The organism is Pseudomonas tremae, from assembly GCF_023278125.1.
In the GTDB taxonomy this organism is placed as follows: Bacteria; Pseudomonadota; Gammaproteobacteria; order Pseudomonadales; family Pseudomonadaceae; genus Aquipseudomonas; species Aquipseudomonas tremae.
Genome location: NZ_CP066270.1, coordinates 1,872,948 through 1,899,150 on the forward strand (window position 1 = coordinate 1,872,948; position 26,203 = coordinate 1,899,150).

Here is a 26,203-nt window from a genome sequence, read left to right on the forward strand (position 1 = left end):
GGATTCAGCTGACTCATGTCCACTCCCAATAAAGAATTGGCCAGCGACCTCATTCGCGCCAAGGACGCCGGGACGCTCGATATCTGGGCGTTACCCAGCTTCGACCCGCATGTGGAACCCGAGCCTGAACCCGAACCGGAGCCTGCCGACGAACCGCTCGAGATGGAAGAGGTGCCGCTGGACGAAGTTCAGCCGCTGACCCTCGAAGAGCTGGAGAGCATTCGCCAGGAGGCCTGGAACGAAGGCTTTGCCACCGGCGAAAAAGAAGGCTTTCACAGCACCCAGCTCAAGGTTCGGCAAGAGGCTGAGGTTGCATTGGCGGCTAAAATCGCCAGCCTTGAACAGTTGATGGGGCATTTGCTGGAGCCTATCGCCGAGCAGGATACGCAGATCGAAAAAGCCGTTGTCCATCTGGTCGAGCACATCGCGCGCAAGGTCATTCAGCGCGAGCTGGTGACCGATTCCGGGCAGATCGCCACGGTGTTGCGTGATGCGTTGAAGCTGTTGCCGATGGGTGCTCAGAACCTGCGTATCTTTATCAACCCCCAGGATTTCCTGCTGGTCAAAGCGATGCGCGAGCGCCATGAGGAGGCCTGGAAAATCGTCGAAGACGAAGACCTGCTGCCCGGCGGTTGCCGGATCGAAACCGAGCACAGCCGCATCGACGCCAGCGTCGAAACGCGCATCGCGCTGGCGATTTCCAGGATGCATGATCAGTTGCACGAGCAGATCACTCATCCGGCTGCGGCAGACCTGAATGTCGATCTGGACGCCGCGCCGGTAAAAGCCTCCGGTGGTGCTGTAGAACCTGACGCGGACACACTCGATGCGCCTTGATCGCACCAGCTTCGGCAAGCGACTCGGCACCTACGCCGAGTCGATCAGCCTGCCTGCCCAGCCTGTGGTCGAAGGGCGCCTGCTGCGCATGGTCGGCCTGACGCTGGAGGCTGAAGGCATGCGCGCGGCAATGGGCAGTCGCTGCATGGTCATCAACGACGACAGCCATCACCCGGTGGAAGTCGAAGCCGAGGTGATGGGGTTTTCCGGTGGCAAGGTGTTTCTGATGCCGGTAGGCAGTGTGGCAGGCATCGCACCGGGTGCGCGGGTTGTGCCCCTGGCTGACACCGGACGTCTGCCGATGGGCATGAGCATGCTGGGGCGGGTGCTTGACGGCGCCGGTCGTCCGCTGGATGGGCGCTCGCCGATCAAGGCCGAGGACTGGGTGCCGATGGACGGCCCGACGATCAACCCGCTCAAGCGCGACCCGATCAGTCAGCCGCTGGATGTCGGCATTCGCTGCATCAACGGTTTATTGACAGTCGGGCGTGGCCAGCGTCTTGGCCTGTTTGCGGGTACGGGTGTGGGCAAGAGTGTGCTGCTCGGCATGATGACGCGCTTTACCGAAGCGGACATTATCGTCGTCGGCCTGATCGGCGAGCGGGGCCGGGAGGTCAAGGAGTTCATCGAGCACATTCTCGGCGAAGAGGGCCTGAAGCGTTCGGTGGTGGTTGCCTCGCCAGCCGATGATGCGCCGCTTATGCGCCTGCGTGCGGCCATGTATTGCACGCGAATTGCCGAATATTTTCGCGACAAGGGTAAGAACGTCCTGTTGCTGATGGATTCCCTGACCCGTTTTGCTCAGGCTCAGCGGGAGATTGCCTTGGCAATTGGCGAGCCTCCGGCCACCAAGGGTTATCCGCCGTCGGTGTTCGCCCGCCTGCCAAAACTGGTCGAGCGCGCCGGTAATGCCGAAAAGGGCGGTGGTTCGATTACCGCTTTTTATACCGTGCTGTCGGAAGGCGATGACCAGCAAGACCCGATTGCCGACTCCGCACGAGGCGTGCTCGACGGCCACATCGTGCTGTCCCGGCGTCTGGCCGAGGAGGGGCATTACCCGGCTATCGACATCGAAGCGTCCATCAGCCGGGTCATGCCCGCAGTGGTCAGCCCGGAGCATATGGCCCAGGCGCAACACTTCAAGCAACTGTGGTCACGCTATCAGCAGACCCGTGACCTGATCAGCGTGGGCGCCTATGTAGCCGGTGGCGACCGCGAAACCGATATGGCAATCGCGTTGCATCCGGTGCTGGTGCGTTATCAGCGCCAGGCGCTGCGCGAGAATGAAAGCATGCAGGGCAGTGGCGAAGCGCTTGCATCGATATTTGCCCCGGCACCTGGCGGCTGATAGGCGATGGCTCAGAGTAGAGCGGCGCGCCTGGCGCCTGTGGTCGAGATGGCCGAGACTGCCGAGCGAACGGCGGCTCAGCGTCTCGGGCATTTTCAGGGGCAGGTCAACCTGGCCAACAACAAACTGCAGGAGCTGGACCAGTTCCGCCAGGATTATCAGCAGCAATGGTTGCAGCGCGGCAGTGCCGGGGTTTCCGGGCAATGGTTGCTGGGCTATCAACGCTTTCTCAGTCAGCTGGACGTCGCGGTTGCACAGCAATATAAAAGCCTCGAATGGCACACGGCCAATCTGGCTCGGGCGCGTACGGCCTGGCAGGACTGCTATGCGCGGGTCGAAGGCCTGCGCAAGCTGGTGCAGCGGTACATGGACGAAGCACGCAAGCTTGAAGACAAGCGCGAGCAAAAGCTGCTGGACGAACTGTCGCAGCGACTGCCGCGTCATGAACCATTCTGATTTTTGACCTAATCAGACCTGGCCTTCTGTTGGTCTGGTCTACGCTCTCAATGTCTCGTTGATGAAACACCTCGGAGTTCCCATGACAGTCACGTCCGAACGTTCGGCAGATGGTCGACAACTGACCCTTTTCATTGAGGGGCGCTTTGATTTTTCCGCCCATCAGGAATTTCGCGAGGCTTATGAGGACTGTCCGCAGGACCTGCATTACGTGGTGGACCTGCGTGGCACGCATTACCTGGACAGCTCGGCGCTGGGCATGCTGTTGCTGTTGCGTGATCATGCCGGTGGCGATAAAGCGGTGGTGCGTCTGATCAACTGCACGCCTGATGTCTGCACGATCCTCGCCATTTCAAACTTCTCGAAGCTGTTCCAGCTGGGCTGAACCTTTGCAGTCCTCCTTGAAAAACCTCTGCATTCTGATTGCCGACGACAGCACCAGTGACCGGTTGCTGCTGTCGACCATCGTTGCGCGTCAGGGGCACCGGGTATTGAGTGCTGCCAATGGCGTCGAAGCCGTGGCGATGTTCACCTCTGAAAGCCCGCATCTGATCCTGATGGACGCGATGATGCCGGTCATGGACGGTTTCGAGGCTGCACGGCGGATCAAGGCGCTGTCAGGCGAGTCGCTGGTGCCGATCATCTTCCTGACCTCGCTTACCGAAGGTGAGGCATTGGCGCGCTGTCTGGATGCTGGCGGCGATGATTTCATGTCAAAGCCTTACAATCCCCTGGTTCTGGCCGCCAAGATCAATGCCATGAACCGCTTGCGAGTACTGCACGAGACTGTTCGTCAGCAGCGTGATCAGATTTCCAGACATCATGAATACCTGCTTAACGAACAGCGCGTCGCCAAAGCCGTGTTTGATCAGGTGGCACATGCCGGGTGTCTGGGGGCGGGCAATATCCGCTACCTGCAGTCGCCCTATGCGCTGTTCAACGGTGACCTGATGCTGGCCGCCTACACCCCGGCAGGTCATATGCAGGTGTTGCTTGGGGACTTCACTGGCCACGGACTGCCGGCTGCCGTGGGCGCCATGCCGCTGGCCGAGGTGTTTTATGGCATGACCGCCAAGGGTTACGGTCTGGTGGCCATTCTTCGTGAGATGAATGCCAAGCTGAAGCGCATTTTGCCGGTGGACATGTTCTGTTGTGCGACGCTGCTGTGCGTCAACCTCCAGCAGCGTCAGGTCGAGGTGTGGAACGGCGGATTGCCGGATGGTTATCTGCTGCGTGGCACTGAAGGCGAGCACGTGCCGCTGGCGTCGAATCACCTGCCTCTGGGCGTCTTGAGTGTCGATGCGTTCGACGCGCACACCCAGGTCTACCCGTTGGCGCCGGGCGACCGGATCTTCCTGCTGTCCGATGGCGTGCTCGACACCAGCGACAGCCGTGATGAGTTATTCGGCGCGCAACGTCTGCGCGGCGTGCTGTCCGCCAATCGCGAGCCGCAACTGCTGATCCAGGAAATTCTTCAGGCACTCAACGATTTTGGCGGCAAGGCCCGAGACGATGTAAGCCTGCTTGAAATCAGCGCGGTCGAAGAGCCGCTTGACCGCCTGCCTGCCCTGACGTACTCCGACAGCGGCGCATCGAGCCCGCTGGACTGGTCATCGAGCTTCGAACTGCGTGCTTCGACCCTCAGGCGTTTCAATCCGCTGCCTTACGTGCTGCAATTGCTGCTTGAAGTGCATGGTTTGCGCAATCAGGGCGCCGCGTTACATATGGTACTGGGCGAGCTGTACAGCAATGCGCTGGAGCACGGCGTGCTAGGGTTGGATTCTGCACTGAAGCATGATGCGGCGGGTTTTGCGCTTTATTATCAGCAGCGGGCCGAGCGTCTTGGCGCTCTGGAGTCAGGGTTCATCCGCATGACTCTGCACGTTGAACCTGTCGGTGAAGGAGGGCGCCTGACCCTCAGCGTCGAAGACAGTGGTGACGGATTTGATGCAGAACGGCTGCATATGTTGAAACCTGCGAGCGATAAGCTGTACGGTCGCGGGCTGCGTCTGGTGCGCGAGTTGAGTCACAAGGCCAACTGGTCCAGGGATGGCAGGACCGCGTGCGTGGAATTTACCTGGGAGGGAGTGGCATAATCCGTTCCACAGTCTTGATCAAGGAGTGAACAAGTGTCGATTCATCTGGATTACAGCGTGTTGAATGCTCTGCAGGAAGTCATGGAGGATGAATATCCGACATTGCTGGATGTGTTTCTCAAGGATTCCGAACAGCGCATTGTGCAACTTCGCCAGGCTGTCGAGACCGGAAACATGGACCTGCAGGAGCTTAGCCTCACGGCCCACAGCTTCAAAGGCAGCAGTAGCAACATGGGTGCGTTGCGTCTTTCCGACCTGTGCAGACAGCTTGAAGATCGTGCCCGTCAGCATCAGTCGCTGGGGCTGGCAGAGTTGGTCGGCAAGATTGATAACGAGTACCTGACCATCCGTGGTCTGTTCAACGCAGAGCGGCAGTTTTTCATCAGCTGATCTGCCGCTTTCGGCCGATCTGGCCGCTTTCACGAGTTGGCCCGCATATTGCTAAGTTCTGGTGGTAAGGCGATTACCAGCTGCTTATGCGGAGACCGAAATGCCACTTTCCACCAATGCCCTTCTTCAGGCCACGAACGCTGCGACCTCCAGGTCCGGTGCCGTCAATAATTCGGTCAAATCCGCCGACAGCAGCAAAGACGGGGCTTCCAGCTTTTCCAACGTCTATGCAAAGCAGACCAGGGATACCGTGGCGCCACGTGACGATGCGCCGGTCAAGCAGAGCCGTGACAAGTCGGCGCCTGACAAAGACAAGGTTGCCGCAGGTAAGGACAAGCCGGTAAACGACCCGTCGAATGCCGCTGACAAGTCGACCGTTGCCGATAGCGGCAATGACTTGCCTGCCAAGTCCACTGCTGCGGATGGCGACGCCGCCAAGTCCGAAACCGCCCCGGATGATGCTCAGGCACAGGCATCTGCCGACCCTGCGCTGGCTGAAGGTCAGGTAGCTGTCGACCCCGCTCTGGACCCGGCTTTGCAGGCAATGGCGGCACAAATGCCTGCCTTGCCAGCTGCTTCGGCAGTCAAGCCGCAGACGCCAGACGCCAGCGCCACACCGGCGATCGCATCGCTGGCAGTTGGTCAGGCGGCGGTTCCTGCAAAAGCCGAAGCCGCGTTCAATCCGGATGCCGACCCGCTGGATGGCCTTGATGCCGTGCAGTTGGCGCTTGAAAATGCCACCGCGAAAACCCAGTTGGCCGCGCAGAATGCCCAAGCCGCCAACAAGGCGACGCCTTCGAACGCGGAGGCTGACCCAACGCAGAATTTAGTCAATAACCTGTCGGTTTTGAGTGAGCAACTGCCATCGGATGAAAGCAGTACCGAGAGCAGCGACAAATCGTTCAGCGGTCTGATCGGCGAGGGCCTGAAGGACGTCAAAGGGGCTGCCGGTGACACGCGTGTAGACAATTTCGCTGATCGTCTGGCTGCCCTCAGTCAGGCCGCGCAGCCTGCACGCACTGCGGCCGCACCTGCTGCGCCGTTGATGAATCAGCCGCTGGCCATGCATCAAAGTGGCTGGACCGAAGGCATTGTCGATCGCGTGATGTACCTGTCGAGCCAGAACCTCAAGACCGCCGACATCAAGCTTGAGCCTGCCGAGCTTGGTCGTCTGGATATCCGCATCAACATGGCGCCGGATCAGCAAACCCAGGTGACCTTCATGAGCGCTCATCTAGGCGTGCGTGACGCGCTGGAAAACCAGATGTCGAAGCTGCGCGAGTCATTTGTTCAGCAAGGGCTGGGCAACGTCGACGTCAACGTTTCCGATCAATCGCAACAGCAGGCTCAGCAACAGGCTCAAGAGCAGGCAAGTCGCGCTCAGCGTGGTGGTCGTGGAAATGGCCTAAATACCAGCGATACATCGGATGATATTGCTGGCATTGACGCCGCCGTACCTGTCAGCCAGCCGGCGGCACGCGTGATCGGCACCAGCGAGATCGACTATTACGCCTGATACCGGGCTGATTGCTGCATCCATGTTCCTTCAACTCCTGTACCCGTTGCGAGCATCGGGGCAGGAGTCCTGTCTATTGCTGCATGACCCGGCTGCGTAACCAGTCGTGTCAGGCACATCTCCCGTTTCCCACAACTCTGGCATAACACTTGCTCTGCCTCTGTCACGTATTGAAGAAACTCTTGAATAGTGACGGATTATTGGCATGGCGCAGAGCGAAGAAGTTAAAGATCCCGCACCCAAAGGCAAAGGTAAACTCAAGCTCATCATAATCGCCGTTGTGGCGCTGTTGCTGGCGGTGGGCTTATCGGTGGGTGCGACCTGGTTCCTCATGCACAAGAGCGAGAGCAAGGAAGACCCGGCTGCTGCAGCCGCGGCGGCCAACGCCAAGCCAGTGGCGGTGTTCGAGCCGATGACTCCCGCCTTTGTGGTCAACTTCAACGCCAATGGCCGTCAGCGTTACATGCAGGTCAGCATTACCATGCTGGGCCGCAATGCTGCCGACATGGAGGCGCTTAAAGTACACATGCCTCTGATTCGTAATAATCTGGTGATGCTGTTCGCAGCCATCCCCTTCGAATCGCTGGCGTCGCCGATCGGTCAGGAAATGCTGCGTCAGAAAGCGACCGCGAGCATTCAGGAAGTGGCCCAGAAAGAACTCGGCAAGACTGTGATCGAACAGTTGCTCTTCACTAATTTCGTATTGCAGTAGGATCCTCACATGGCCGTGCAAGACCTGCTCTCCCAGGATGAGATCGACGCGCTGCTGCATGGCGTCGACGACGGGATGGTTCAGACCGACAACGCTGCCGAGCCTGGCAGTGTCAAAAGTTATGACCTGACCAGTCAGGACCGGATCGTCCGTGGGCGCATGCCGACACTGGAAATGATCAACGAGCGATTCGCCCGCTACACGCGTATCAGCATGTTCAACCTGCTGCGCCGCTCGGCGGATGTGGCGGTGGGCGGTGTTCAGGTCATGAAGTTCGGCGAGTACGTGCATTCGCTGTACGTCCCGACCAGCCTCAACCTGGCCAAGATCAAACCGTTACGCGGCACGGCGCTGTTCATTCTCGACGCCAAGCTGGTGTTCAAGCTGGTGGACAACTTTTTCGGTGGCGATGGCCGTCACGCCAAGATCGAAGGCCGTGAATTCACGCCGACCGAGTTGCGTGTAGTGCGCATGGTGCTGGATCAGGCCTTCATCGACCTCAAGGAAGCCTGGCAGGCGATCATGGAAGTCAACTTCGAGTACATCAACTCTGAAGTGAACCCGGCCATGGCCAACATCGTCGGGCCAAGCGAGGCGGTGGTGATCTCCACGTTCCATATCGAGCTGGATGGCGGTGGCGGCGACTTGCACGTGACCATGCCGTACTCAATGATCGAGCCGATCCGCGAGATGCTCGATGCCGGCTTCCAGTCCGACCTTGATGATCAGGATGAGCGCTGGGTGAACGCGCTCAAGGAAGACGTGCTGGATGTGAACGTACCACTCACGACCACCATCGCTCAGCGTCAGTTGCCCCTGCGGGACATCCTGCACATGCGCCCCGGCGATGTGATTCCGGTGGAATTGAGCGATTCGCTGGTCATGCGTGCCAACGGCGTGCCTTCTTTCAAGGTCAAGCTAGGCTCGCACAAGGGCAAGATGGCCCTGCAAGTAATCGAACCCATAGCGCGACGTTGACCTGTAAGGTCGATGTCGGAAATTTTGCGTAATTGAAATACTGCGTGCAGAGGACAACCGATGGCTGATGATAACGAAATGACGTCTGCTGAAGATCAGGCGCTGGCCGATGAGTGGGCTGCTGCTCTGGGCGAGGCTGGCGATGGCGGGCAGGCTGATATTGATGCCTTGCTGGCTGCCGACGCCGGTAATGCGGGTAGCCGTCTGGCCATGGAAGAGTTCGGCAGTGTGCCGAAGAACACCGGGCCGGTGACGCTGGACGGTCCTAACCTGGACGTGATTCTGGATATTCCGGTCTCGATCTCCATGGAAGTGGGCAGTACCGATATCAATATTCGCAACCTGTTGCAGCTCAACCAGGGCTCGGTCATCGAGCTGGATCGTCTGGCTGGCGAACCGCTGGACGTGCTGGTCAACGGCACACTCATCGCCCACGGCGAAGTGGTTGTGGTCAATGAAAAGTTCGGCATCCGTCTGACCGACGTGATCAGCCCGAGCGAACGCATCAAGAAGCTGCGCTGAATGAAGCGCTTGCTGAGTGTTCTGCTGATGTCGCCGTCGCTGGCCTGTGCTGTAGATCCCGCCGCTCAGACGGCGCCTGCGCAAGTGGCCAATACCGTGTCTGGTGGCATGGGCGGGCAGCTGGCACAGCTGCTATTCGGCCTGATACTGGTGGTTGGTCTGATATTCGTTCTGGCATGGCTGATGCGCCGTGTGCAGAGCGCCGGCCCGAACAACAGTCAGGTCATCGAGCTGGTGGGTTCGCGCGCACTGGGGCCGCGTGATCGGCTGGTGCTGGTCCAGATCGGCAACGAGCAGGTACTGCTGGGTATCACGCCGGGCCGAATCACGCCCCTGCATGTGCTCAAGGAACCGGTTCAGGTGCCTGTGCGTGAGCAAACGACACCTGAATTCGCTCAGCGCCTTATGGAGCTGATGGGCAAGGATAAGGACAAGAAGTAATGGGCGCCTTGCGTTTCCTGATACTGCTGATGCTGGTCATGGTGGCGCCTGCGGTCCTGGCTGCCGACCCTTTGTCGATACCGGCGATCACCCTGTCCAACAGCACGGACGGCCAGCAGGAGTATTCGGTCAGTCTGCAGATTCTGCTGATCATGACCGCGCTGAGCTTCATTCCTGCGTTTGTCATGCTGATGACCAGTTTTACCCGGATCATCATCGTCTTCTCGATCCTGCGTCAGGCCCTGGGTCTGCAGCAGACACCGTCGAACCAGATACTGACCGGCATGGCGCTGTTTCTGACCATGTTCATCATGGCGCCGGTCTTCGACCGTGTTAATCAGGACGCATTGCAGCCTTATCTGGCTGAAAAGCTGTCAGCGCAGGACGCGGTTGCCAAGGCGCAGGTGCCGATCAAGGACTTCATGCTGGCGCAGACGCGTACCAGTGATCTCGAGCTGTTCATGCGGCTGTCCAAGCGCACCGATATTCCGACGCCGGATGCTGCGCCGCTGACCATTCTGGTTCCGGCGTTCGTGATCTCCGAGCTCAAGACGGCGTTTCAGATCGGCTTCATGATCTTTATTCCGTTCCTGATCATCGACCTGGTGGTGGCCAGTGTGCTGATGGCCATGGGTATGATGATGCTGTCGCCACTGATCATATCCCTGCCGTTCAAGATCATGCTGTTTGTGCTGGTAGATGGCTGGGCGTTGATTGTCGGCACTCTGGCCGGCAGTTTTGGTGGCGTATGAGCCGTTTTGACGAGGAGTCTGCCCGATGACGCCGGAAGTTGCCGTCGATCTGTTTCGCGAAGCGCTGTGGCTGACCACCGTGCTGGTTGCGATTCTTGTAGTGCCCAGTCTGTTATGCGGCCTGCTGGTAGCGATGTTCCAGGCTGCTACCCAGATCAACGAACAGACATTGAGCTTTCTGCCGCGTTTGCTGGTCATGCTTGTGACCCTAATCGTCATCGGCCCCTGGCTGCTGAAAATATTCATGGAATACATGCTGTCGCTGTACACCAGTATTCCGACGCTGATCGGCTAGCGCCGAATGCAGCCGATGCTTGCGCTGACCGATACCCAGATCAGTACCTGGGTGGCGGCCTTCATGCTGCCGCTTTTTCGCATCATCGCGCTGCTGACGACCATGCCGGTCATCGGTACGACGCTGGTGCCCCGTCGCGTGCGCATGTATCTGGCCTTCGCCATCACCGTGGTGGTCGCGCCAGCCTTGCCTGACATGCCTCCGGTCCAGGCGCTCGACCTGAGCGCCTTGTTGTTGATTGGCGAGCAGATCATCATCGGGGCCGGCATGGGCCTTTCGCTGCAGTTGTTCTTCCATATCTTTGTGATCGCGGGGCAGATCATCTCGACGCAGATGGGCATGGGCTTTGCCTCGATGGTCGACCCCACCAACGGCGTGTCTTCAGCCACCATCGGGCAATTTTTCACGCTGTTGGTGACTCTGTTGTTTTTGTCCATGAATGGCCATCTGGTGGTGCTGGAAATCCTCGTCGAGAGCTTTACCAGCATGCCGGTTGGCAGCGGCCTGCTGGTCAACAATTTCTGGGAGCTGGCAAACGGCCTGGGCTGGGTTTTGGGTTCCGGGCTGAGGCTGGTATTGCCGGCGATCACGGCGTTGCTGATCATCAACATCGCTTTCGGTGTCATGACCCGCGCTGCGCCACAGCTCAACATTTTTTCCATCGGTTTCCCGCTGACTCTGGTGATGGGCATGGTCATTCTGTGGATGACGATGGGCGACATTCTCAACCAGTATCAGCCGATTGCCACCCAGGCACTGCAGATGTTGCGCGATATGGTGAGGGCTCGTTGAGATGGCAGAAAACGAGAACGGTCAGGATAAAACAGAAGACCCCACGGAAAAAAAGGTCAAGGACGCTCGTGCCGATGGTCAGATTGCGCGCTCCAAGGAACTGACCACGCTGGTGGTGATGTTGATGGGGGCGGGCGGTTTGCTTATGTTCGGTTCTGACATTGCCGCGATGATGTCGGAGCTGATGCGTGACAACTTCACGATCACGCGTGAAACGCTGATGGATCAGTCTTACATGGGCAAGGCTTTGCTCAGTTCCGGGCTGCATGCGCTGGTGGTGATTCTGCCGTTTCTGATTGCCATGCTGGTGGCAGCGCTGGTGGGGCCGATCATGCTCGGCGGCTGGCTGTTCACAACCAAGTCCCTGATGCCCAAGTTCAGCCGGATGAACCCTGCTGCAGGGCTCAAGCGTATGTTTTCGCCACACGCGCTGGTCGAGCTGCTCAAGTCTTTAGGCAAATTCCTGATCATTCTGGCGGTGGCGCTGGCGGTGCTGAACAGCGAGCGCAAGGACCTGGTTGCCATTGCCCACGAGCCGCTCGAGCAGGCGATGATCCACAGCTTGATGGTGGTGGGCTGGAGCAGCTTCTGGATGGCTTGCGGACTGATGTTCATTGCGGCAGCGGATGTACCGTTTGTGCTGTATGAGGCGCACAAGAAGCTGCTGATGACCAAGCAGGAAGTGCGCGACGAGCACAAGAACAGCGAAGGCAGCCCTGAGGTCAAGCAGCGGATTCGCCAGTTGCAGCGCGAGATGTCTCAGCGGCGGATGATGGCATCGATTCCCGAGGCCGATGTCATCATTACCAACCCGACACACTTTGCCGTGGCCTTGAAGTACGACCCTGAAAAAGGTGGGGCGCCCATGCTGCTGGCCAAGGGCACTGACCTTGTTGCCCTGAAGATTCGCGAGATTGGTGCGCATAACCAGATACTCATTCTGGAATCCGCTGCCTTGGCCCGGTCCATCTACTACAGCACTGATCTGGATCAGGAAATTCCAGCCGGGCTGTACCTGGCAGTGGCTCAGGTACTGGCGTACGTCTACCAGATCCGCCAGTTCCATGCCGGCCAGGGCAAGCGCCCAGACCCGCTGGGCGATGTTAAAATCCCCCCTGACCTGCAGCGCGATTCCTGATCGTCAGAAAGGGCGTCTCGCCTGATGAGGGCATTGCCACGCTGAGCGTGAGGAACGATAGGTGTTTGCAGGACCGCTATCGTATGCATGTTCTGCGTCACACATCTTTAGTCTGGCGAGATACAAGACTTAATTCCAATTCAGGCCTGAATTTCGTGCGAGAAGGGCATGCTCGCTTTGCGCGATTTCTGTCTCTAAAGCCTTGCCGCCACTGGCGTTGTAAAAGTTGGACAGCTTTTTGCAACAGGGTCGATACAGGTCGCCATCGGCGTCAATGTTTTGATCTAGTGCGCAGGTAACGAATCAGTGGATCGCTCTCAATTACTCAGTAGCGCACGCAGCAATATCTCTGGCCTGGGTCGCGGTCAGCTAGGCGTTCCGTTGTTGTTGCTGGTCATGCTGGCAATGATGATGTTGCCCATTCCTCCTTTTTTGCTGGACGTGTTCTTCACGTTCAACATCGCACTCTCGATCGTCGTGCTGCTGGTCTGCGTCTATGCACTTCGGCCGCTGGATTTCTCGGTGTTCCCGACCATCCTGCTGGTTGCCACGTTGCTGCGTCTGGCACTGAACGTCGCTTCCACCCGTGTAGTAATGCTTCACGGGCAGGACGGCCACGCTGCTGCGGGCAAGGTGATTCAGGCATTCGGTGAAGTAGTGATCGGCGGTAACTACGTCGTTGGTATCGTGGTGTTCGCGATTCTGATGATCATCAACTTCGTGGTTATCACCAAAGGTGCCGGTCGTATCTCCGAGGTGAGCGCACGTTTCACCCTCGATGCGATGCCCGGCAAGCAGATGGCGATCGACGCCGACCTCAACGCCGGCCTTATCGATCAGCCTGAAGCCAAGCGCCGTCGCGCCGAAGTGGCTCAGGAAGCCGAGTTCTACGGTTCAATGGACGGTGCCAGTAAATTCGTGCGCGGCGACGCCATTGCCGGGTTGCTGATTCTGTTCATCAACCTGATCGGCGGCACGCTGGTCGGTATCATGCAGCACAACATGTCGTTTGCCGATGCAGGCCGTGTCTACACCCTCTTGACCATTGGTGACGGTTTGGTGGCGCAATTGCCATCACTGCTGCTGTCCACTGCTGCCGCCATCATGGTGACCCGCGCTTCCGGTTCGGAAGAGATGGGCAAGCTGATCAATCGCCAGATGTTTGCCTCGCACAAAGCGCTGGGTGTGTCCGCTGCAATCATGATCGTCATGGGTCTGGTTCCGGGCATGCCGCACTTCTCTTTCATCAGCCTTGGTCTGGTTGCTGCAGGCGGCGCCTATATGTTGTGGAAGAAAGAAAACCAGGTGAAGGTCGAAGCCATCGCCGAAGTGCAGCGTCAGCAAGATCTGCTGCCATCACCGACCCGCGTTCAGGACTCCAAGGAGCTGGGCTGGGATGACGTGACCCCGATCGATATCATTGGTCTGGAAGTGGGCTACCGCCTGATTCCGCTGGTGGATCGCAATCAGGGTGGCCAATTGCTCGCGCGGATCAAGGGCGTGCGCAAGAAGCTGTCTCAGGAGCTGGGCTTTCTGATGCCGACCGTACACATTCGCGACAACCTCGATCTGGCGCCCAGCGCCTATCGTTTGACGCTGATGGGTGTGATTCTGGCCGAAGCCGAGATCTATCCGGATCGCGAACTGGCAATCAACCCCGGGCAGGTGTTCGGTACGCTGAACGGCATTACCGCCAGAGACCCGGCGTTTGGTCTGGAGGCTGTCTGGATCGAAATCAGCCAGCGCAGCCAGGCGCAGTCGCTGGGCTACACCGTGGTAGACGCCAGCACCGTGGTGGCAACCCACCTCAATCAGATTCTGTACAAGCATTCCCATGAGCTGATCGGGCACGAGGAAGTGCAGCAGTTGATGCAATTGTTGGCCAAAAGCTCGCCCAAGCTGGCTGAAGAGCTGGTGCCGGGTGTGTTGTCCCTGTCGTCGCTGCTCAACGTATTGCAAGCGCTGCTTTCCGAGCATGTGCCGGTGCGAGATATCCGCAGCATTGCAGAAGCTATCGCCAACAACGCTGGCAAGAGTCAAGATACCGCCGCTTTGGTGGCGGCAGTGCGGGTCGGTCTGAGCCGTGCAATCGTCCAAAGCATTGTAGGCATTGAGCCGGAGCTGCCTGTTATCACTCTGGAGCCAAGGTTGGAACAGATATTGCTCAATAGTCTTCAGAAGGCTGGTCAGGGTCAGGAAGAAGGCGTTTTGCTTGAACCCAGCATGGCTGAAAAGCTCCAGCGTTCGTTGATAGAGGCCGCCCAGCGTCAAGAGATGCAAGGGTTGCCGGTAATTCTTCTGGTAGCAGGTCCTGTCCGGGCGATGCTGTCACGATTTGGACGATTGGCTGTACCGAACATGCATGTTCTGGCGTATCAGGAAATACCGGACAACAAGCAAGTAACCATCGTAGCGACTGTCGGGCCAAACGGCTGAGGTAGTGAGTCATGCAAGTTAAGCGATTTTTCGCCGCCGATATGCGTCAAGCCATGAAGCTGGTTCGCGATGAGCTGGGCGCCGAAGCGGCCATCATCGGTAACCGGCGCATTGCTGGTGGCGTCGAGCTGACTGCTGCTCTGGATTACAAGCTTTCTGCCCTGGCCCCTCGCGTGCCCAACATGGAGCTGGAAGACGAACTGCGCAAAACCCAGTCGCGCATCGTTTCCGCTCAGGCTGAACTGAACAATCGCAGTGACAGTGACGTGTCGGTCAACCTCCAGCTGTTTTCCGGCAAGACCGGCAGCGCTGCAGACACACACATCGAACCCACGCTTGAAGAGCCGCCACGTCCGTTTGCTGCCTATGCGTCTGCGCCTGCCGCAGAGCCTGCTGGCGGCCAGCGCGCCTTCGAGTCGATGCGTTCCGAACTGAATGGCCTGCGCGAGCTGCTGGAAGTCCAGCTGGGCTCCCTGGCCTGGAATCAGCTTCAGGGCAGCCGTCCGCAGCAGGCCAACCTCTGGCGCCGTCTGCAACGTGTCGGCTTGTCCGGCCCGCTGTCCCGCGACCTGCTGTCGATGATCCCCGACATAGACGAGCCTCGTCAGGCATGGCGCATGTTGCTGGCGCATCTGGCCCGCATGATTGCCGTGCCTGACATTGAGCCGCTGGAAGAGGGCGGCGTGATCGCCATGGTCGGTCCTGCCGGTATGGGCAAGACCACCACACTGGCCAAACTGGCAGCCCGCTACGTGCTGAAGTACGGTCCGCAGAATATCGCTCTGGTCAGCATGGACAGTTTCCGCATCGGTGCCCAGGAGCAGCTCAAGACGCTCGGGCGCATTCTCAACGTGCCGGTTACCCATGTCGATCCGGGCCAGTCTCTGGTTCAGGCTCTCGAGCCACTGCTGCGCAAGCGCGTGGTGCTGATCGATACCGCCGGCCTGCAGGCCAGTGATCCTGCGCTGCGCATGCAGCTGGAGAGTCTGGCAGGGCGTGGCATAAAATCGCGCAACTACCTGGTACTGGCAACAACTAGCCAGAAGCAGGTACTGACAGCGGCTTATCACAGTTACAAACGTTGTGGCCTGGCCGGATGCATTCTGACCAAGCTCGATGAAACAGCCAGCCTCGGCGAAGTCCTGAGCCTGGCGATCAGTCACGAACTACCAGTGGCCTACCTGACGGACGGTCCACGTATTCCTGAAGATCTGCATATTCCACGCCGTCACCAACTGGTTAGCCGTGCGGTGAGCGTTCAGATGCAGGATGAGCCGAGCGAGGAAGCGATGGCTGATATGTTTGCCGACCTCTATCACACCCCTGGCAAGAGAGTGGGTTAAGTGATGGATATTATTGAAATGTCCCTGCATCAACGGTCTGCCTGGCATTGTTCATTAGTGAATGTGCGGTTCTCGGTGTGGTTTCGGTCTACGCAAGACAAGGTAAAGAAATAACATGGGCAGCATGCATCCCGTACAGGTGATCGCGGTGACCGGCGGCAAAGGTGGCGTCGGTAAGACTAACGTGTCAGTGAACCTCTCACTGGCCCTCGCCGAGCTTGGCCGGCGCGTTATGCTGCTTGATGCCGATCTTGGTCTGGCCAATGTCGACGTCTTGCTGGGCCTGACGCCGAAGCGCACGCTTGCCGATGTCATAGAGGGTCGCTGCGAACTGCGCGATGTTCTATTGCAGGGGCCGGGCGGGGTTCGTATCGTGCCTGCAGCTTCCGGCACCCAGAGCATGGTGCATCTGTCTCCGGCCCAGCATGCCGGTCTGATCCAGGCGTTCAGCGATATTGGCGACAATCTCGACGTACTGGTGATCGACACGGCTGCCGGTATTGGCGAATCAGTGGTGAGCTTTGTGCGCGCTGCTCAGGAAGTGCTGCTGGTGGTGTGCGACGAGCCCACGTCGATCACCGATGCCTACGCCCTGATCAAACTGCTCAACCGCGACTACGACATGAACCGCTTCCGGGTCCTGGCCAACATGGCTCAGAGCCCTCAGGAAGGGCGCAACCTGTTCGCCAAGCTCACCAAAGTGACAGACCGTTTTCTTGATGTTGCCCTGCAGTATGTAGGCGCTGTGCCGTATGACGAATGCGTGCGCAAGGCCGTGCAGAAACAGCGTGCCGTCTACGAAGCATTCCCGCGTTCCAAATGTGCACTGGCGTTCAAGGCTATTGCCCAGAAGGTTGATACCTGGCCGTTGCCGGCCAATCCGCGGGGTCATCTCGAGTTCTTCGTTGAGCGACTCGTTCACCAGACCAGTGCGGGGCCTGTGCAATGACTGCGAGCGGCTACCAGATGTACAGCAAGACTTCTCGGAACTCACAATATGAGCTGATCGAGCGCTATGCGCCTTTGGTCAAGCGCATTGCCTACCACTTGCTGGCGCGTTTGCCAGCCAGCGTGCAGGTCGAGGATCTGATCCAGGCCGGCATGATCGGTCTGCTTGAAGTCTCTACCAAATATGACTCCACCAAGGGTGCGAGCTTCGAGACCTATGCCGGCATTCGTATCCGTGGTGCGATGCTCGATGAGGTCCGCAAGGGTGACTGGGCTCCGCGTTCGGTACACCGCAATACGCGCATGGTCAGTGACGCAATTCGGGCAATTGAAGCTAAAACCGGTCGTGACGCTAAAGATCACGAGGTTGCTGCCGAACTCCAGTTGAGTCTTGATGATTATTACGGGATTTTGAATGACACCTTGGGCAGCCGCCTTTTCAGTTTCGACGACCTTTTGCAGGACGGGGATCATGAAGGGCTGCACGAGGACGGTGCAAGCGGTTCGCTTGAGCCGTCGCGCGATCTGGAAGACGAGCGCTTCCAGGCTGCGTTGGCCGATGCAATTGCCAATCTGCCAGAGCGTGAGCGTCTGGTATTGGCGCTGTACTACGACGAAGAGCTGAATCTCAAGGAAATCGGAGAGGTTCTTGGGGTCAGCGAATCTCGAGTCAGTCAGTTACACAGCCAGTGCGCAGCTCGTTTGCGAGGGCGTTTGGGGGAGTGGCGAGCGCGTTGACGGCAATCCGCGACGCAAGTCGCGAGTTGTCTGCATGCCGGCTGTGCAAAGCGTTACGTGGTAACAGGATGAACGAGACGCAAGCCCATCGAACATTGTCTCGATGGGCTTTCGTTCAAGGTCTTTGCCTGTCGTTGTGCCAAGCCCGTCGTCGTTTCGTATAGCTGGAGGTGTGCTGTGCCAGTATTGAGTGAACAGCGTGTTCAGGTGCTGAATGCGTTAAAGACTGCTTGGAGGTCGAATTGGACAAGAACATGAAAATCCTCATCGTTGATGACTTCTCAACGATGCGGCGGATCATCAAGAACCTTTTGCGTGATCTGGGGTTTACCAACACATCGGAAGCGGATGATGGTCTGACCGCACTGCCGATGCTGCAAAGCGGTGCCTTTGACTTTCTGGTGACCGACTGGAACATGCCTGGCATGTCCGGTATCGATCTGTTGCGTCAGGTCCGTGCGGATGATCGCCTCAAGAATCTTCCCGTGCTGATGGTCACTGCAGAAGCCAAGCGTGAGCAGATCATTGAAGCTGCTCAGGCCGGGGTGAACGGTTATGTAGTCAAGCCATTCACGGCTCAAGCGCTGAAAGAGAAGATCGAAAAGATCTTTGACCGCGTCAATAGCTGATGCATGCCGCGAGGGCGCTATGGATAACAATGATTCGATGGCCGACTTTGAGTCGACCCTAAAAAGACACGCGCAGGAACTCGTTACCAGCCTTGAAAAGGGTCGTTTCGGCGAGGCTGTGCAACTGATCCATGAGCTCAATCAGACACGTGACCGCGGCCTTTATCAGGAAGTGGGCAAGCTGACGCGTGAGCTTCACAGTGCAATCGTCAACTTTCATATCGATCCGCACATGCCTCAGGCCGAGGAAGTGTCGCAAATCACCGACGCCACCGAACGCCTGTCGTACGTAGTCAGGCTGACCGAGAACGCAGCCAACCGCACGATGGACCTGGTCGAGGAAAGTACGCCGGTCATGAATGGCCTGAGTTCCGACGCCAAGGCTTTGAGCGAGGATTGGGGGCGTTTCATGCGCCGCGAAATCAGCGCTGAAGAGTTTCGCGAGCTGGCCAAGCGAGTCGACGGTTTTCTGACGCGCACCGAAAAGGAAACCCACCAGGTTGCCGGCCATCTCAACGATATTCTGCTTGCTCAGGATTATCAGGACCTTACGGGTCAGGTGATCAAGCGCGTTACGCAGCTGGTCACTGAAGTTGAGAGCAATCTGCTCAAGCTGGTGCTCATGGCCAGCCATGTCGATCGCTTCGCAGGCATCGAACATGACGAAGAATCCATCCTTGCAGAAAAAGATCCTAAAAAACATCTCGCCAAGGGTGAAGGTCCGCAGATTCATGCCGATAAACGTGAAGACGTCGTATCCGGACAGGATGATGTAGACGATCTGCTATCGAGCCTCGGCTTCTAAGGTCTGTTGACGGTTAATTTAGGGAGCACCCCATGAGCTTCGGCGCCGATGAAGAAATCCTTCAGGATTTTCTGGTAGAGGCCGGCGAAATTCTGGAGCAGTTGTCAGAGCAGTTGGTCGAGCTGGAAAGCCGACCGGATGATGCTGACCTGCTCAATGCAATTTTTCGCGGTTTTCACACTGTAAAAGGCGGCGCCGGCTTCCTCCAGCTCCATGAGCTGGTGGAGTGCTGCCACATCGCCGAAAACGTCTTCGACATCCTGCGCAAGGGTGAGCGTCGCGTTGATTCCGAACTGATGGATGTGGTCCTGGAGGCTCTGGACACCGTCAACAGCATGTTTGGTCAAGTACGAGAAAGAACCAACGTCACCCCGGCGACCCCTGAGCTGCTGGCTGCCCTGGCGCGGCTGGCTGAGCCACAATCTGCGGATGTGGTCGAAGCGCCAGAGCCAGAGCCGCAACCAGTGGCCGAGGCAGTTGCCCCGGCGGCTCAGGCTCAGGCCGACGGCGACATTACCGATGATGAATTCGAGCAACTGCTGGATTCGCTGCACGGCACCAGCCCGGTGTCTGTGGCCGCGCCAGTGGCAGCTGCTGCTGCACCTGCGCCAGTGGGCGATGAAATCACCGACCAGGAATTCGAATCGCTGCTTGATCAGCTGCACGGCAAGGGCAAGTTTGCACCCGACGCCGCAGCTGCCCCGGCCCCTGCTGCCAAGAGCGCCGCTGCTGCGCCCGCCGGTGATGAAATCACTGACGACGAGTTCGAGGCGCTGCTTGATCAGTTGCATGGCAAAGGTTCTTTCGACGCTGCTGTAGCCGCTCCGGTTGCCGCTGCACCTGCGCCCGCTGCTGTAGCCGCTCCGGTTGCCGCTGCACCTGCGCCCGCAGCTGTTGCTGCAAAGCCTGCGCCTGCTGCGAAGGCATCGGACGAAATCACCGATCACGAATTCGAAAACCTGCTGGATGAGTTGCACGGCAAAGGCAAGTTCGAACCTCAGGCTATCGCTGCCAAGGCACCTGCGGCTGCTCCTGCTGCCCCGGCGCCTGTGGCCAAGCCTGCTGCAGCGCCCGCACCGGCTGCCAAGGCCGAGCCAGCCAAGCCCGCTCCAGCAGCTGCACCGGCACCGGCACGAGCGCCGGCCCCAACCGGTGAAAAACCGGTCGCGACCGAAGCTGAAACCACTGTTCGCGTTGATACCGCCCGCCTGGACGAGATCATGAACATGGTGGGTGAGCTGGTGCTGGTTCGTAACCGTCTGGTTCGTTTGGGGCTCAACAGTGGCGATGAAGCCATGTCCAAGGCGGTTTCCAACCTTGACGTGGTGACGGCAGACCTGCAGACCGCGGTGATGAAAACGCGCATGCAGCCGATCAAGAAAGTCTTCGGACGCTTCCCGCGTCTGGTTCGCGACCTGGCCCGTCAGCTCAAGAAAGAGATCAACCTCGAGTTGGTCGGTGAAGAGACCGATCTCGACAAGAACCTCGTCGAGGCGCTTGCCGACCCGCTGGTCCACTTGGTGCGCAACGCGGTCGACCACGGTATCGAAACCCCGGAAGAGCGTGAAGCCACAGGCAAGTCTCGTGGCGGTCGGGTGATTCTTTCGGCAGAGCAGGAGGGCGACCACATCCTGTTGTCGATTTCCGATGATGGCAAGGGCATGGACCCTAACGTTCTGCGCTCTATCGCTGTCAAGCGTGGGGTCATGGACAAGGATGCGGCTGATCGGTTGAGTGACACCGATTGCTACAACCTGATCTTTGCTCCGGGTTTCTCGACCAAGACCGAAATCTCCGACGTCTCTGGCCGCGGTGTGGGCATGGACGTGGTGAAGACCAAGATTTCCCAGCTCAACGGCTCGATCAACATCTACTCGACCAAGGGCCAGGGCTCCAAGATCGTCATCAAGGTCCCGTTGACCCTGGCGATCATGCCGACCCTGATGGTGATGCTGGGCAACCAGGCATTCGCTTTCCCGCTGGTCAACGTCAACGAAATCTTCCACCTGAACCTTTCGACTACCAACGTGGTGGACGGTCAGGAAGTGGTGATCGTGCGTGACAAGGCCTTGCCGCTGTTTTACCTCAAGCGCTGGCTGGTCAGTTCCGCAGCTCATGAAGAGCAGCGAGAAGGGCACGTCGTGATTCTGACGGTTGGCACCCAGCGCATCGGCTTTGTCGTCGATCAACTGGTCGGTCAGGAGGAAGTGGTTATCAAACCGCTGGGCAAGATGCTGCAGGGTACGCCGGGTATGTCGGGCGCCACCATTACCGGTGACGGCCGCATTGCCTTGATTCTCGATGTACCCAGCATGCTCAAGCGATACGCCGCACGGCGTATTTGAATCCGGGGTTGCGGGCAGCCTGGCTGCCTGCAGCACCTATTGGAGTGTTTATGGCAGTCAAGGTCCTGGTGGTGGATGATTCCGGTTTTTTCCGCCGCCGCGTTACGGAAATTCTTTCTTCGGACCCCAACATTGTAGTTGTCGGCACCGCCACCAATGGCAAGGAAGCAATTGAGCAGGCGCTGGCGCTCAAGCCTGACGTCATCACCATGGACTACGAAATGCCGATGATGGATGGCATTACGGCAGTTCGCCATATCATGCAGCGTATTCCCACCCCGGTCTTGATGTTCTCGTCGCTGACGCACGAAGGTGCGCGCGTAACGCTGGACGCGCTTGATGCCGGTGCCGTGGATTTTCTGCCCAAGAATTTCGAAGACATTTCGCGCAATCCGCAAAAGGTCAAACAACTGCTGTGCGAGAAGATCAACAGTATCTCGCGTAGCAACCGCCGTTCGAGCGGTTTTGGTTCTGCCAGCGCATCATCTGCGGCACCAGCGCCTTCGACGATTCCGAGTCGTGCGCCAGCGCCGGCTACGCCCGCGCGTACTGTGCCTTCGCGTACGGCTGCTCCGGCCCCTGTTTCGGCGCCGGCAGCGCATGGGCATGCTCATGCTCATCATGCGCCTGCGCACGCCACGACCACTGGAACCGCCAAGCGCAAGGCCTACAAACTGGTCGCCATCGGTACGTCGACTGGCGGTCCGGTTGCCCTGCAACGAGTACTGACCCAACTGCCAGCCAGTTTTCCGGCGCCCCTGGTCCTGATTCAGCACATGCCTGCGGCATTCACCAAGGCATTTGCCGAGCGTCTCGACAAACTGTGCAAGATCAGCGTCAAAGAGGCCGAGGACGGTGATGTTCTGCGTCCAGGGCTGGCGCTGCTGGCCCCTGGCGGCAAGCAGATGATGGTCGACGCTCGCGGCACGGTGAAGATTCTGCCAGGCGATGAACGCTTGAACTACAAGCCTTGCGTCGACATTACTTTCGGCTCGGCGGCCAAATCCTACGGCGACAAAGTGCTGTCGGTAGTATTGACCGGCATGGGCGCAGACGGCCGGGAGGGCGCACGCCTGCTCAAACAGGCGGGCAGTACCGTATGGGCGCAGGATGAAGCAAGCTGCGTGATCTATGGCATGCCGATGGCTATCGTCAAGGCGGAGCTCGCCGACGCGATCTACAGCCTCGATGACATCGGTCGGCATCTGGTCGAGGCTTGTCTCTGATGGATGTACTGAGTCTTATCGGTCTGATTTTGGCGTTTGTCGCGATTATCGGCGGTAACTTTCTCGAAGGCGGACACCTCGGCGCATTACTCAATGGTCCGGCAGCCCTGATCGTGCTGGGCGGTACACTGGGCGCATCGCTGTTGCAATCACCGATGAGCGCGTTCATGCGCGCCATGAAGATCGTTCGGTGGATTGTTTTCCCGCCTCGCATCGATCTGCCCGGTGGTGTTGACAGGGTCATAGGCTGGAGCATGACCGCCCGCAAGGAAGGTTTGCTGGGGCTGGAAACTGTAGCCGACGCTGAGCCCGACAGTTATGCCCGCAAAGGCCTGCAACTGTTGGTGGACGGGGCTGAGCCAGCGGCGATCCGGAGCATTCTGGAAGTGGATTTCATCACTCAGGAAACCCGCGATATCCAGGCTGCCAAAGTATTCGAAAGCATGGGCGGCTACGCGCCGACCGTGGGCATCATCGGTGCAGTGATGGGGCTTATTCACGTGATGGGCAATCTGGCCGACCCGAGCCAGCTTGGCAGTGGCATTGCGGTTGCGTTTGTCGCAACCATCTACGGTGTGGCCATAGCCAACCTCATCCTGCTGCCGGTGGCCAACAAGCTCAAAGGTATTGCCCATCGTCAGTCACGCTACCGCGAAATGCTGCTCGAAGGTCTGTTGTCCATCGCCGAGGGTGAAAACCCGCGCTCCATCGAACTCAAGCTGCAAGGCTTCATGGAGTAACAGCGCATGGCTCGCCGACGTCAGCCCGAGGAACACGAAAATCATGAACGCTGGCTGGTGTCCTATGCCGACTTCATTACGTTGCTGTTCGCGTTTTTCGTGGTGATGTACTCCATATCTTCGATCAACGAAGGCAAGTACAAGATTCTGTCCCAGGCGCTGGTGGGGGTCTTCAACGACACGGAGCGGACCATGAAGCCGATCCCGATCGGCGAACAGCGTCCGGTGTCGACGAAGCCTGCCGAGCCCTTGCTCAAGGAAAGCGAGCAGACTGACGCCGGTATCGGGCAGGCGTCCGATGACCCGTTGCAGACTATTGCCCAGGATGTACGCGATGCGTTTGGCGACTTGATCAAGTCCGACCAGATGACCGTGCGCGGCAACGAGTTGTGGATAGAGATCGAGCTTAACTCCAGCCTGTTGTTTGTCAGTGGCGATGCCATGCCCAGCGACAAGGCATTCACCATCATTGAAAAGGTCTCCGATATCGTCAAACGCTTCGACAACCCGATCCATGTCGAAGGCTTCACTGATGATCAGCCGATCCGCACTGCACAGTTTCCGACCAACTGGGAACTCTCCTCGGCGCGCTCTGCCAGCATTGTGCGCATGCTAGCGATGGACGGCGTCAACCCGGCGCGGCTCGCCTCTGTAGGCTACGGCGAGTTTCAGCCTGTTGCTTCCAATGCCACCGCTGCCGGGCGCGCCAAGAACCGCCGTGTGGTGCTGGTTATCTCGCGAAACCTGGATGTTCGCCGCAGTCTGACCAGTGCGGGTTCCGCGAATGTGCAACCTGATGCTGCTTTAAGGCGTGCTGGCACACAAACTGCACCGGTGCCAGCAAAGCCGCCGGTACGCGCGAACGCCGTCAATTCTCCGTCACCCGCCTTCCAATAATCGTATCGGTATGGTCTTCGCTGTACGGAAGGAAAAAAATCAATGAGAGTCTGGGCAGTAGCCAATCAGAAAGGTGGAGTCGGAAAGACCACCACGACCATTGCCCTGGCCGGGTTGCTGGCTGATGCAGGCAAGCGCGTGGTCGTTGTCGATCTGGACCCCCATGGCTCCATGACCAGTTATTTCGGGCACAATCCGGACGAACTGGAGCACAGCGCGTTCGATTTGTTCTTGCACAAAGGCGCGGTGCCGGATGGTCTTCCCGCGCAGCTGTTGCTGCCTACCAGTGACAAGCGCATATCCTTGATACCGTCCAGCACGGCGCTTGCCACCCTTGAGCGTCAATCGCCTGGCCAGAGCGGTCTCGGCCTGGTGATCGCCAAGAGTCTTGCCCAGTTATGGCAGGAATTTGACTATGCGCTGATCGACAGTCCGCCGTTGCTGGGCGTTCTCATGGTCAATGCGCTGGCGGCAAGCCAGCAACTGGCAATCCCTGTGCAGACCGAGTTTCTGGCTGTAAAAGGCTTGGAACGGATGGTCAATACGCTGGCCATGATCAACCGCTCGCGAAAAGTCCCGCTGCCTTACACCATTGTGCCCACGCTGTTCGACCGCCGCACCCAAGCGTCGATGGGCACCCTGAAGCTGTTGCGTGACAGCTTCCCCGAGCATGTCTGGCAGGCCTATGTGCCAGTCGACACACGGCTTCGGGATGCCAGCCGCCTGGGCCTGACGCCCTCGCAGAACGACAGCAAGAGTCGTGGCGTGATTGCCTATCGGGCTTTGCTCAAACACATGCTCGCCGAGCAGCTCAATGCTCAGGTGGCCTGACATGAACCTTTACTCTTTCTGCACAGTTCGCTCAAGTGATGCCTCAATGCGGCCGATAACTCTATCAGGCTGCACACGCTCCATTTTTTGTTGGGCCCCGGTATGAACCGCCCTGTAGAAGTTGCAACACGACCCAAGCTGGCTTTGCAGTCCTATCTGGACGCATTGCTTTACGACGCGACCGAAGAGCTTGAAACGCCTTCCGGCAGTATCGATGAATTCCAGGCTGCGGTGCTTGAAGAGCAAGCGTTCGATGCGCGCATGCAGGCGCAGGTGAAGCCGCTGGCGGTCGCGGTTGCCGCACCTGCCGCGGTGGCTGTAGCCGTCAAGGTTGCGGCACCTGTTGCGGTGCCAGTGCTTGAGGTTGCTCCGGTGATCGTTGCCGAGGCCGTACAGGTTGAAACGTTAAAGGTTGAAACGACGGTGCCGACAGTAGATCTGGTCGAGCCTGTCGCCGAATTGAGTACGCTGGTGACTCAGCGAACTCCAACGCCGCCACCGACCAGCGATGGTCGTCCGGCGTGGGCTGCCGAGCCGTTCGAATGCCTGTTGTTTGATGTGGCGGGTCTGACACTGGCGGTGCCACTGGTCTGTCTGGGGTCGATTTATCCGCTGGCAGGGCAGGAACTGACGCCACTGTTCGGGCAGCCGGACTGGTTTCTCGGGATCCTGCCCAGTCAGGCAGGCAACCTGAAAGTATTGGATACCGCGCGCTGGATCATGCCTGATCGCTACCGCGACGATTTTCGCCAGGGATTGCAGTACGTGATCTCGGTGCAAGGATACGAATGGGGGCTGGCGGTGCATCAGGTCAGTCGCTCGTTGCGTCTTGATCCGAACGAGATCAAATGGCGCACGCAACGCGGTCAGCGACCTTGGCTGGCAGGCACGGTTATCGAGCACATGTGTGCGTTGCTGGATGTTGCAGAGTTGGCCGAGTTGATAGCCAGTGGCGCGGTCAAGCAGTTGAACAAGTCGAAATAATCATGGGC

General features: G+C 58.6%; 27 protein-coding genes. All 27 read left to right on the forward strand.

The window, feature by feature from the left end; translation table 11 throughout:
- The first annotated feature begins 15 nt into the window (after nt 1–15).
- The 27 genes from fliH (at nt 16) to I9H09_RS08795 (ending at nt 26,195) form a co-directional block, all read left to right on the forward strand.
- On the forward strand, nt 16–837 hold the full coding sequence (gene fliH / locus I9H09_RS08665) for a flagellar assembly protein FliH (RefSeq protein WP_122347217.1): 822 nt from the start codon (nt 16–18) through the stop codon (nt 835–837).
- Nucleotides 827–2,185, forward strand: a complete 1,359-nt coding sequence (gene fliI, locus I9H09_RS08670; protein ID WP_024670736.1) for a flagellar protein export ATPase FliI — start codon at nt 827–829, stop codon at nt 2,183–2,185. Before fliH ends, fliI begins: the two co-directional genes overlap by 11 nt.
- A gap of 6 nt (nt 2,186–2,191) precedes the next feature.
- On the forward strand, nt 2,192–2,641 hold the full coding sequence (gene fliJ, locus I9H09_RS08675) for a flagellar export protein FliJ (protein WP_122347216.1): 450 nt from the start codon (nt 2,192–2,194) through the stop codon (nt 2,639–2,641).
- Nucleotides 2,642–2,723: 82 nt separating this feature from the next.
- Nucleotides 2,724–3,026 (forward strand): STAS domain-containing protein, encoded by a 303-nt coding sequence (locus I9H09_RS08680; RefSeq protein WP_005890106.1) that lies wholly within the window; start codon nt 2,724–2,726, stop codon nt 3,024–3,026.
- 4 nt (nt 3,027–3,030) lie between these two features.
- The gene (locus I9H09_RS08685; RefSeq protein ID WP_122347215.1) at nt 3,031–4,737 is read left to right on the forward strand and encodes an ATP-binding SpoIIE family protein phosphatase; all 1,707 of its coding nucleotides are present in this window, start codon (nt 3,031–3,033) and stop codon (nt 4,735–4,737) included.
- Between the two features lie 33 nt (nt 4,738–4,770).
- On the forward strand, nt 4,771–5,127 hold the full coding sequence (locus I9H09_RS08690; protein WP_005890108.1) for an Hpt domain-containing protein: 357 nt from the start codon (nt 4,771–4,773) through the stop codon (nt 5,125–5,127).
- 100 nt (nt 5,128–5,227) lie between these two features.
- Nucleotides 5,228–6,643, forward strand: a complete 1,416-nt coding sequence (locus tag I9H09_RS08695) for a flagellar hook-length control protein FliK (RefSeq protein WP_122347214.1) — start codon at nt 5,228–5,230, stop codon at nt 6,641–6,643.
- 205 nt (nt 6,644–6,848) lie between these two features.
- A complete protein-coding gene (gene fliL / locus I9H09_RS08700) occupies nt 6,849–7,355 on the forward strand; it encodes a flagellar basal body-associated protein FliL (protein ID WP_005890110.1) in 507 nt (168 codons plus the stop codon).
- A 9-nt stretch (nt 7,356–7,364) separates the two neighbouring features.
- Complete coding sequence (gene fliM, locus I9H09_RS08705; protein ID WP_005890111.1) at nt 7,365–8,333, forward strand: flagellar motor switch protein FliM; 969 nt, start codon at nt 7,365–7,367, stop codon at nt 8,331–8,333.
- A 60-nt stretch (nt 8,334–8,393) separates the two neighbouring features.
- Nucleotides 8,394–8,855 carry a flagellar motor switch protein FliN gene (gene fliN / locus I9H09_RS08710; RefSeq protein ID WP_005890112.1) on the forward strand — a complete coding sequence of 154 codons (462 nt, stop codon included), beginning with the start codon at nt 8,394–8,396 and terminating at the stop codon, nt 8,853–8,855.
- Nucleotides 8,856–9,296 (forward strand): flagellar biosynthetic protein FliO, encoded by a 441-nt coding sequence (gene fliO / locus I9H09_RS08715; RefSeq protein ID WP_024690367.1) that lies wholly within the window; start codon nt 8,856–8,858, stop codon nt 9,294–9,296. It begins immediately after the preceding gene.
- On the forward strand, nt 9,296–10,048 hold the full coding sequence (fliP, locus tag I9H09_RS08720) for a flagellar type III secretion system pore protein FliP (RefSeq protein WP_005890114.1): 753 nt from the start codon (nt 9,296–9,298) through the stop codon (nt 10,046–10,048). The genes fliO and fliP overlap by 1 nt, the downstream gene beginning before the upstream one ends.
- Before the next feature lie 25 nt (nt 10,049–10,073).
- Nucleotides 10,074–10,343 carry a flagellar biosynthetic protein FliQ gene (locus I9H09_RS08725; RefSeq protein ID WP_002554277.1) on the forward strand — a complete coding sequence of 90 codons (270 nt, stop codon included), beginning with the start codon at nt 10,074–10,076 and terminating at the stop codon, nt 10,341–10,343.
- 6 nt (nt 10,344–10,349) lie between these two features.
- Entirely contained in the window at nt 10,350–11,135 is a 786-nt protein-coding gene (fliR, locus tag I9H09_RS08730; protein WP_032618644.1) for a flagellar biosynthetic protein FliR, read from the forward strand.
- Nucleotide 11,136: 1 nt separating this feature from the next.
- Nucleotides 11,137–12,273, forward strand: coding sequence for a flagellar biosynthesis protein FlhB (gene flhB / locus I9H09_RS08735; protein ID WP_005890117.1), 1,137 nt, complete (start codon nt 11,137–11,139; stop codon nt 12,271–12,273).
- Between the two features lie 306 nt (nt 12,274–12,579).
- Nucleotides 12,580–14,709: a flagellar biosynthesis protein FlhA gene (flhA, locus tag I9H09_RS08740; RefSeq protein WP_005890119.1), complete on the forward strand. Its 2,130-nt coding sequence runs from the start codon at nt 12,580–12,582 to the stop codon at nt 14,707–14,709.
- A gap of 11 nt (nt 14,710–14,720) precedes the next feature.
- Entirely contained in the window at nt 14,721–16,052 is a 1,332-nt protein-coding gene (flhF, locus tag I9H09_RS08745; protein WP_005890121.1) for a flagellar biosynthesis GTPase FlhF, read from the forward strand.
- Nucleotides 16,053–16,167: 115 nt separating this feature from the next.
- Nucleotides 16,168–17,001: a flagellar synthesis regulator FleN gene (gene fleN, locus I9H09_RS08750; RefSeq protein WP_122347213.1), complete on the forward strand. Its 834-nt coding sequence runs from the start codon at nt 16,168–16,170 to the stop codon at nt 16,999–17,001.
- Nucleotides 16,998–17,738 carry an RNA polymerase sigma factor FliA gene (gene fliA, locus I9H09_RS08755; protein ID WP_003378731.1) on the forward strand — a complete coding sequence of 247 codons (741 nt, stop codon included), beginning with the start codon at nt 16,998–17,000 and terminating at the stop codon, nt 17,736–17,738. Before fleN ends, fliA begins: the two co-directional genes overlap by 4 nt.
- Before the next feature lie 254 nt (nt 17,739–17,992).
- Entirely contained in the window at nt 17,993–18,367 is a 375-nt protein-coding gene (locus I9H09_RS08760; RefSeq protein WP_172678989.1) for a chemotaxis response regulator CheY, read from the forward strand.
- Between the two features lie 19 nt (nt 18,368–18,386).
- Nucleotides 18,387–19,172, forward strand: a complete 786-nt coding sequence (locus I9H09_RS08765) for a protein phosphatase CheZ (RefSeq protein ID WP_005890129.1) — start codon at nt 18,387–18,389, stop codon at nt 19,170–19,172.
- Nucleotides 19,173–19,204: 32 nt separating this feature from the next.
- Nucleotides 19,205–21,517: a chemotaxis protein CheA gene (locus tag I9H09_RS08770; protein ID WP_236502273.1), complete on the forward strand. Its 2,313-nt coding sequence runs from the start codon at nt 19,205–19,207 to the stop codon at nt 21,515–21,517.
- A gap of 50 nt (nt 21,518–21,567) precedes the next feature.
- The gene (locus tag I9H09_RS08775; RefSeq protein ID WP_024670730.1) at nt 21,568–22,743 is read left to right on the forward strand and encodes a protein-glutamate methylesterase/protein-glutamine glutaminase; all 1,176 of its coding nucleotides are present in this window, start codon (nt 21,568–21,570) and stop codon (nt 22,741–22,743) included.
- Nucleotides 22,743–23,483, forward strand: a complete 741-nt coding sequence (locus I9H09_RS08780; RefSeq protein ID WP_005890135.1) for a flagellar motor protein — start codon at nt 22,743–22,745, stop codon at nt 23,481–23,483. Before I9H09_RS08775 ends, I9H09_RS08780 begins: the two co-directional genes overlap by 1 nt.
- 6 nt (nt 23,484–23,489) lie before the next feature.
- Nucleotides 23,490–24,380, forward strand: coding sequence for a flagellar motor protein MotD (motD, locus tag I9H09_RS08785; RefSeq protein ID WP_122347212.1), 891 nt, complete (start codon nt 23,490–23,492; stop codon nt 24,378–24,380).
- A 42-nt stretch (nt 24,381–24,422) separates the two neighbouring features.
- A complete protein-coding gene (locus tag I9H09_RS08790) occupies nt 24,423–25,211 on the forward strand; it encodes a ParA family protein (RefSeq protein ID WP_005890137.1) in 789 nt (262 codons plus the stop codon).
- 102 nt (nt 25,212–25,313) lie between these two features.
- Nucleotides 25,314–26,195: a CheW domain-containing protein gene (locus I9H09_RS08795; protein ID WP_053481176.1), complete on the forward strand. Its 882-nt coding sequence runs from the start codon at nt 25,314–25,316 to the stop codon at nt 26,193–26,195.
- Nucleotides 26,196–26,203: the final 8 nt, after the last annotated feature.

What these genes read in the sequence shown, in the direction of transcription:
- fliH (WP_122347217.1), top strand. Translation starts at nt 16, where the DNA reads ATGTCCACTCCCAATAAAGAATTGGCCAGCGACCTCATTCGCGCCAAG.
- fliI (WP_024670736.1), top strand. Translation starts at nt 827, where the DNA reads ATGCGCCTTGATCGCACCAGCTTCGGCAAGCGACTCGGCACCTACGCC.
- fliJ (WP_122347216.1), top strand. Translation starts at nt 2,192, where the DNA reads ATGGCTCAGAGTAGAGCGGCGCGCCTGGCGCCTGTGGTCGAGATGGCC.
- I9H09_RS08680 (WP_005890106.1), top strand. Translation starts at nt 2,724, where the DNA reads ATGACAGTCACGTCCGAACGTTCGGCAGATGGTCGACAACTGACCCTT.
- I9H09_RS08695 (WP_122347214.1), top strand. Translation starts at nt 5,228, where the DNA reads ATGCCACTTTCCACCAATGCCCTTCTTCAGGCCACGAACGCTGCGACC.
- fliL (WP_005890110.1), top strand. Translation starts at nt 6,849, where the DNA reads ATGGCGCAGAGCGAAGAAGTTAAAGATCCCGCACCCAAAGGCAAAGGT.
- fliM (WP_005890111.1), top strand. Translation starts at nt 7,365, where the DNA reads ATGGCCGTGCAAGACCTGCTCTCCCAGGATGAGATCGACGCGCTGCTG.
- fliN (WP_005890112.1), top strand. Translation starts at nt 8,394, where the DNA reads ATGGCTGATGATAACGAAATGACGTCTGCTGAAGATCAGGCGCTGGCC.
- fliO (WP_024690367.1), top strand. Translation starts at nt 8,856, where the DNA reads ATGAAGCGCTTGCTGAGTGTTCTGCTGATGTCGCCGTCGCTGGCCTGT.
- fliP (WP_005890114.1), top strand. Translation starts at nt 9,296, where the DNA reads ATGGGCGCCTTGCGTTTCCTGATACTGCTGATGCTGGTCATGGTGGCG.
- I9H09_RS08725 (WP_002554277.1), top strand. Translation starts at nt 10,074, where the DNA reads ATGACGCCGGAAGTTGCCGTCGATCTGTTTCGCGAAGCGCTGTGGCTG.
- fliR (WP_032618644.1), top strand. Translation starts at nt 10,350, where the DNA reads ATGCAGCCGATGCTTGCGCTGACCGATACCCAGATCAGTACCTGGGTG.
- flhB (WP_005890117.1), top strand. Translation starts at nt 11,137, where the DNA reads ATGGCAGAAAACGAGAACGGTCAGGATAAAACAGAAGACCCCACGGAA.
- flhF (WP_005890121.1), top strand. Translation starts at nt 14,721, where the DNA reads ATGCAAGTTAAGCGATTTTTCGCCGCCGATATGCGTCAAGCCATGAAG.
- fleN (WP_122347213.1), top strand. Translation starts at nt 16,168, where the DNA reads ATGGGCAGCATGCATCCCGTACAGGTGATCGCGGTGACCGGCGGCAAA.
- fliA (WP_003378731.1), top strand. Translation starts at nt 16,998, where the DNA reads ATGACTGCGAGCGGCTACCAGATGTACAGCAAGACTTCTCGGAACTCA.
- I9H09_RS08760 (WP_172678989.1), top strand. Translation starts at nt 17,993, where the DNA reads ATGAAAATCCTCATCGTTGATGACTTCTCAACGATGCGGCGGATCATC.
- I9H09_RS08765 (WP_005890129.1), top strand. Translation starts at nt 18,387, where the DNA reads ATGGATAACAATGATTCGATGGCCGACTTTGAGTCGACCCTAAAAAGA.
- I9H09_RS08770 (WP_236502273.1), top strand. Translation starts at nt 19,205, where the DNA reads ATGAGCTTCGGCGCCGATGAAGAAATCCTTCAGGATTTTCTGGTAGAG.
- I9H09_RS08775 (WP_024670730.1), top strand. Translation starts at nt 21,568, where the DNA reads ATGGCAGTCAAGGTCCTGGTGGTGGATGATTCCGGTTTTTTCCGCCGC.
- I9H09_RS08780 (WP_005890135.1), top strand. Translation starts at nt 22,743, where the DNA reads ATGGATGTACTGAGTCTTATCGGTCTGATTTTGGCGTTTGTCGCGATT.
- motD (WP_122347212.1), top strand. Translation starts at nt 23,490, where the DNA reads ATGGCTCGCCGACGTCAGCCCGAGGAACACGAAAATCATGAACGCTGG.
- I9H09_RS08790 (WP_005890137.1), top strand. Translation starts at nt 24,423, where the DNA reads ATGAGAGTCTGGGCAGTAGCCAATCAGAAAGGTGGAGTCGGAAAGACC.
- I9H09_RS08795 (WP_053481176.1), top strand. Translation starts at nt 25,314, where the DNA reads ATGAACCGCCCTGTAGAAGTTGCAACACGACCCAAGCTGGCTTTGCAG.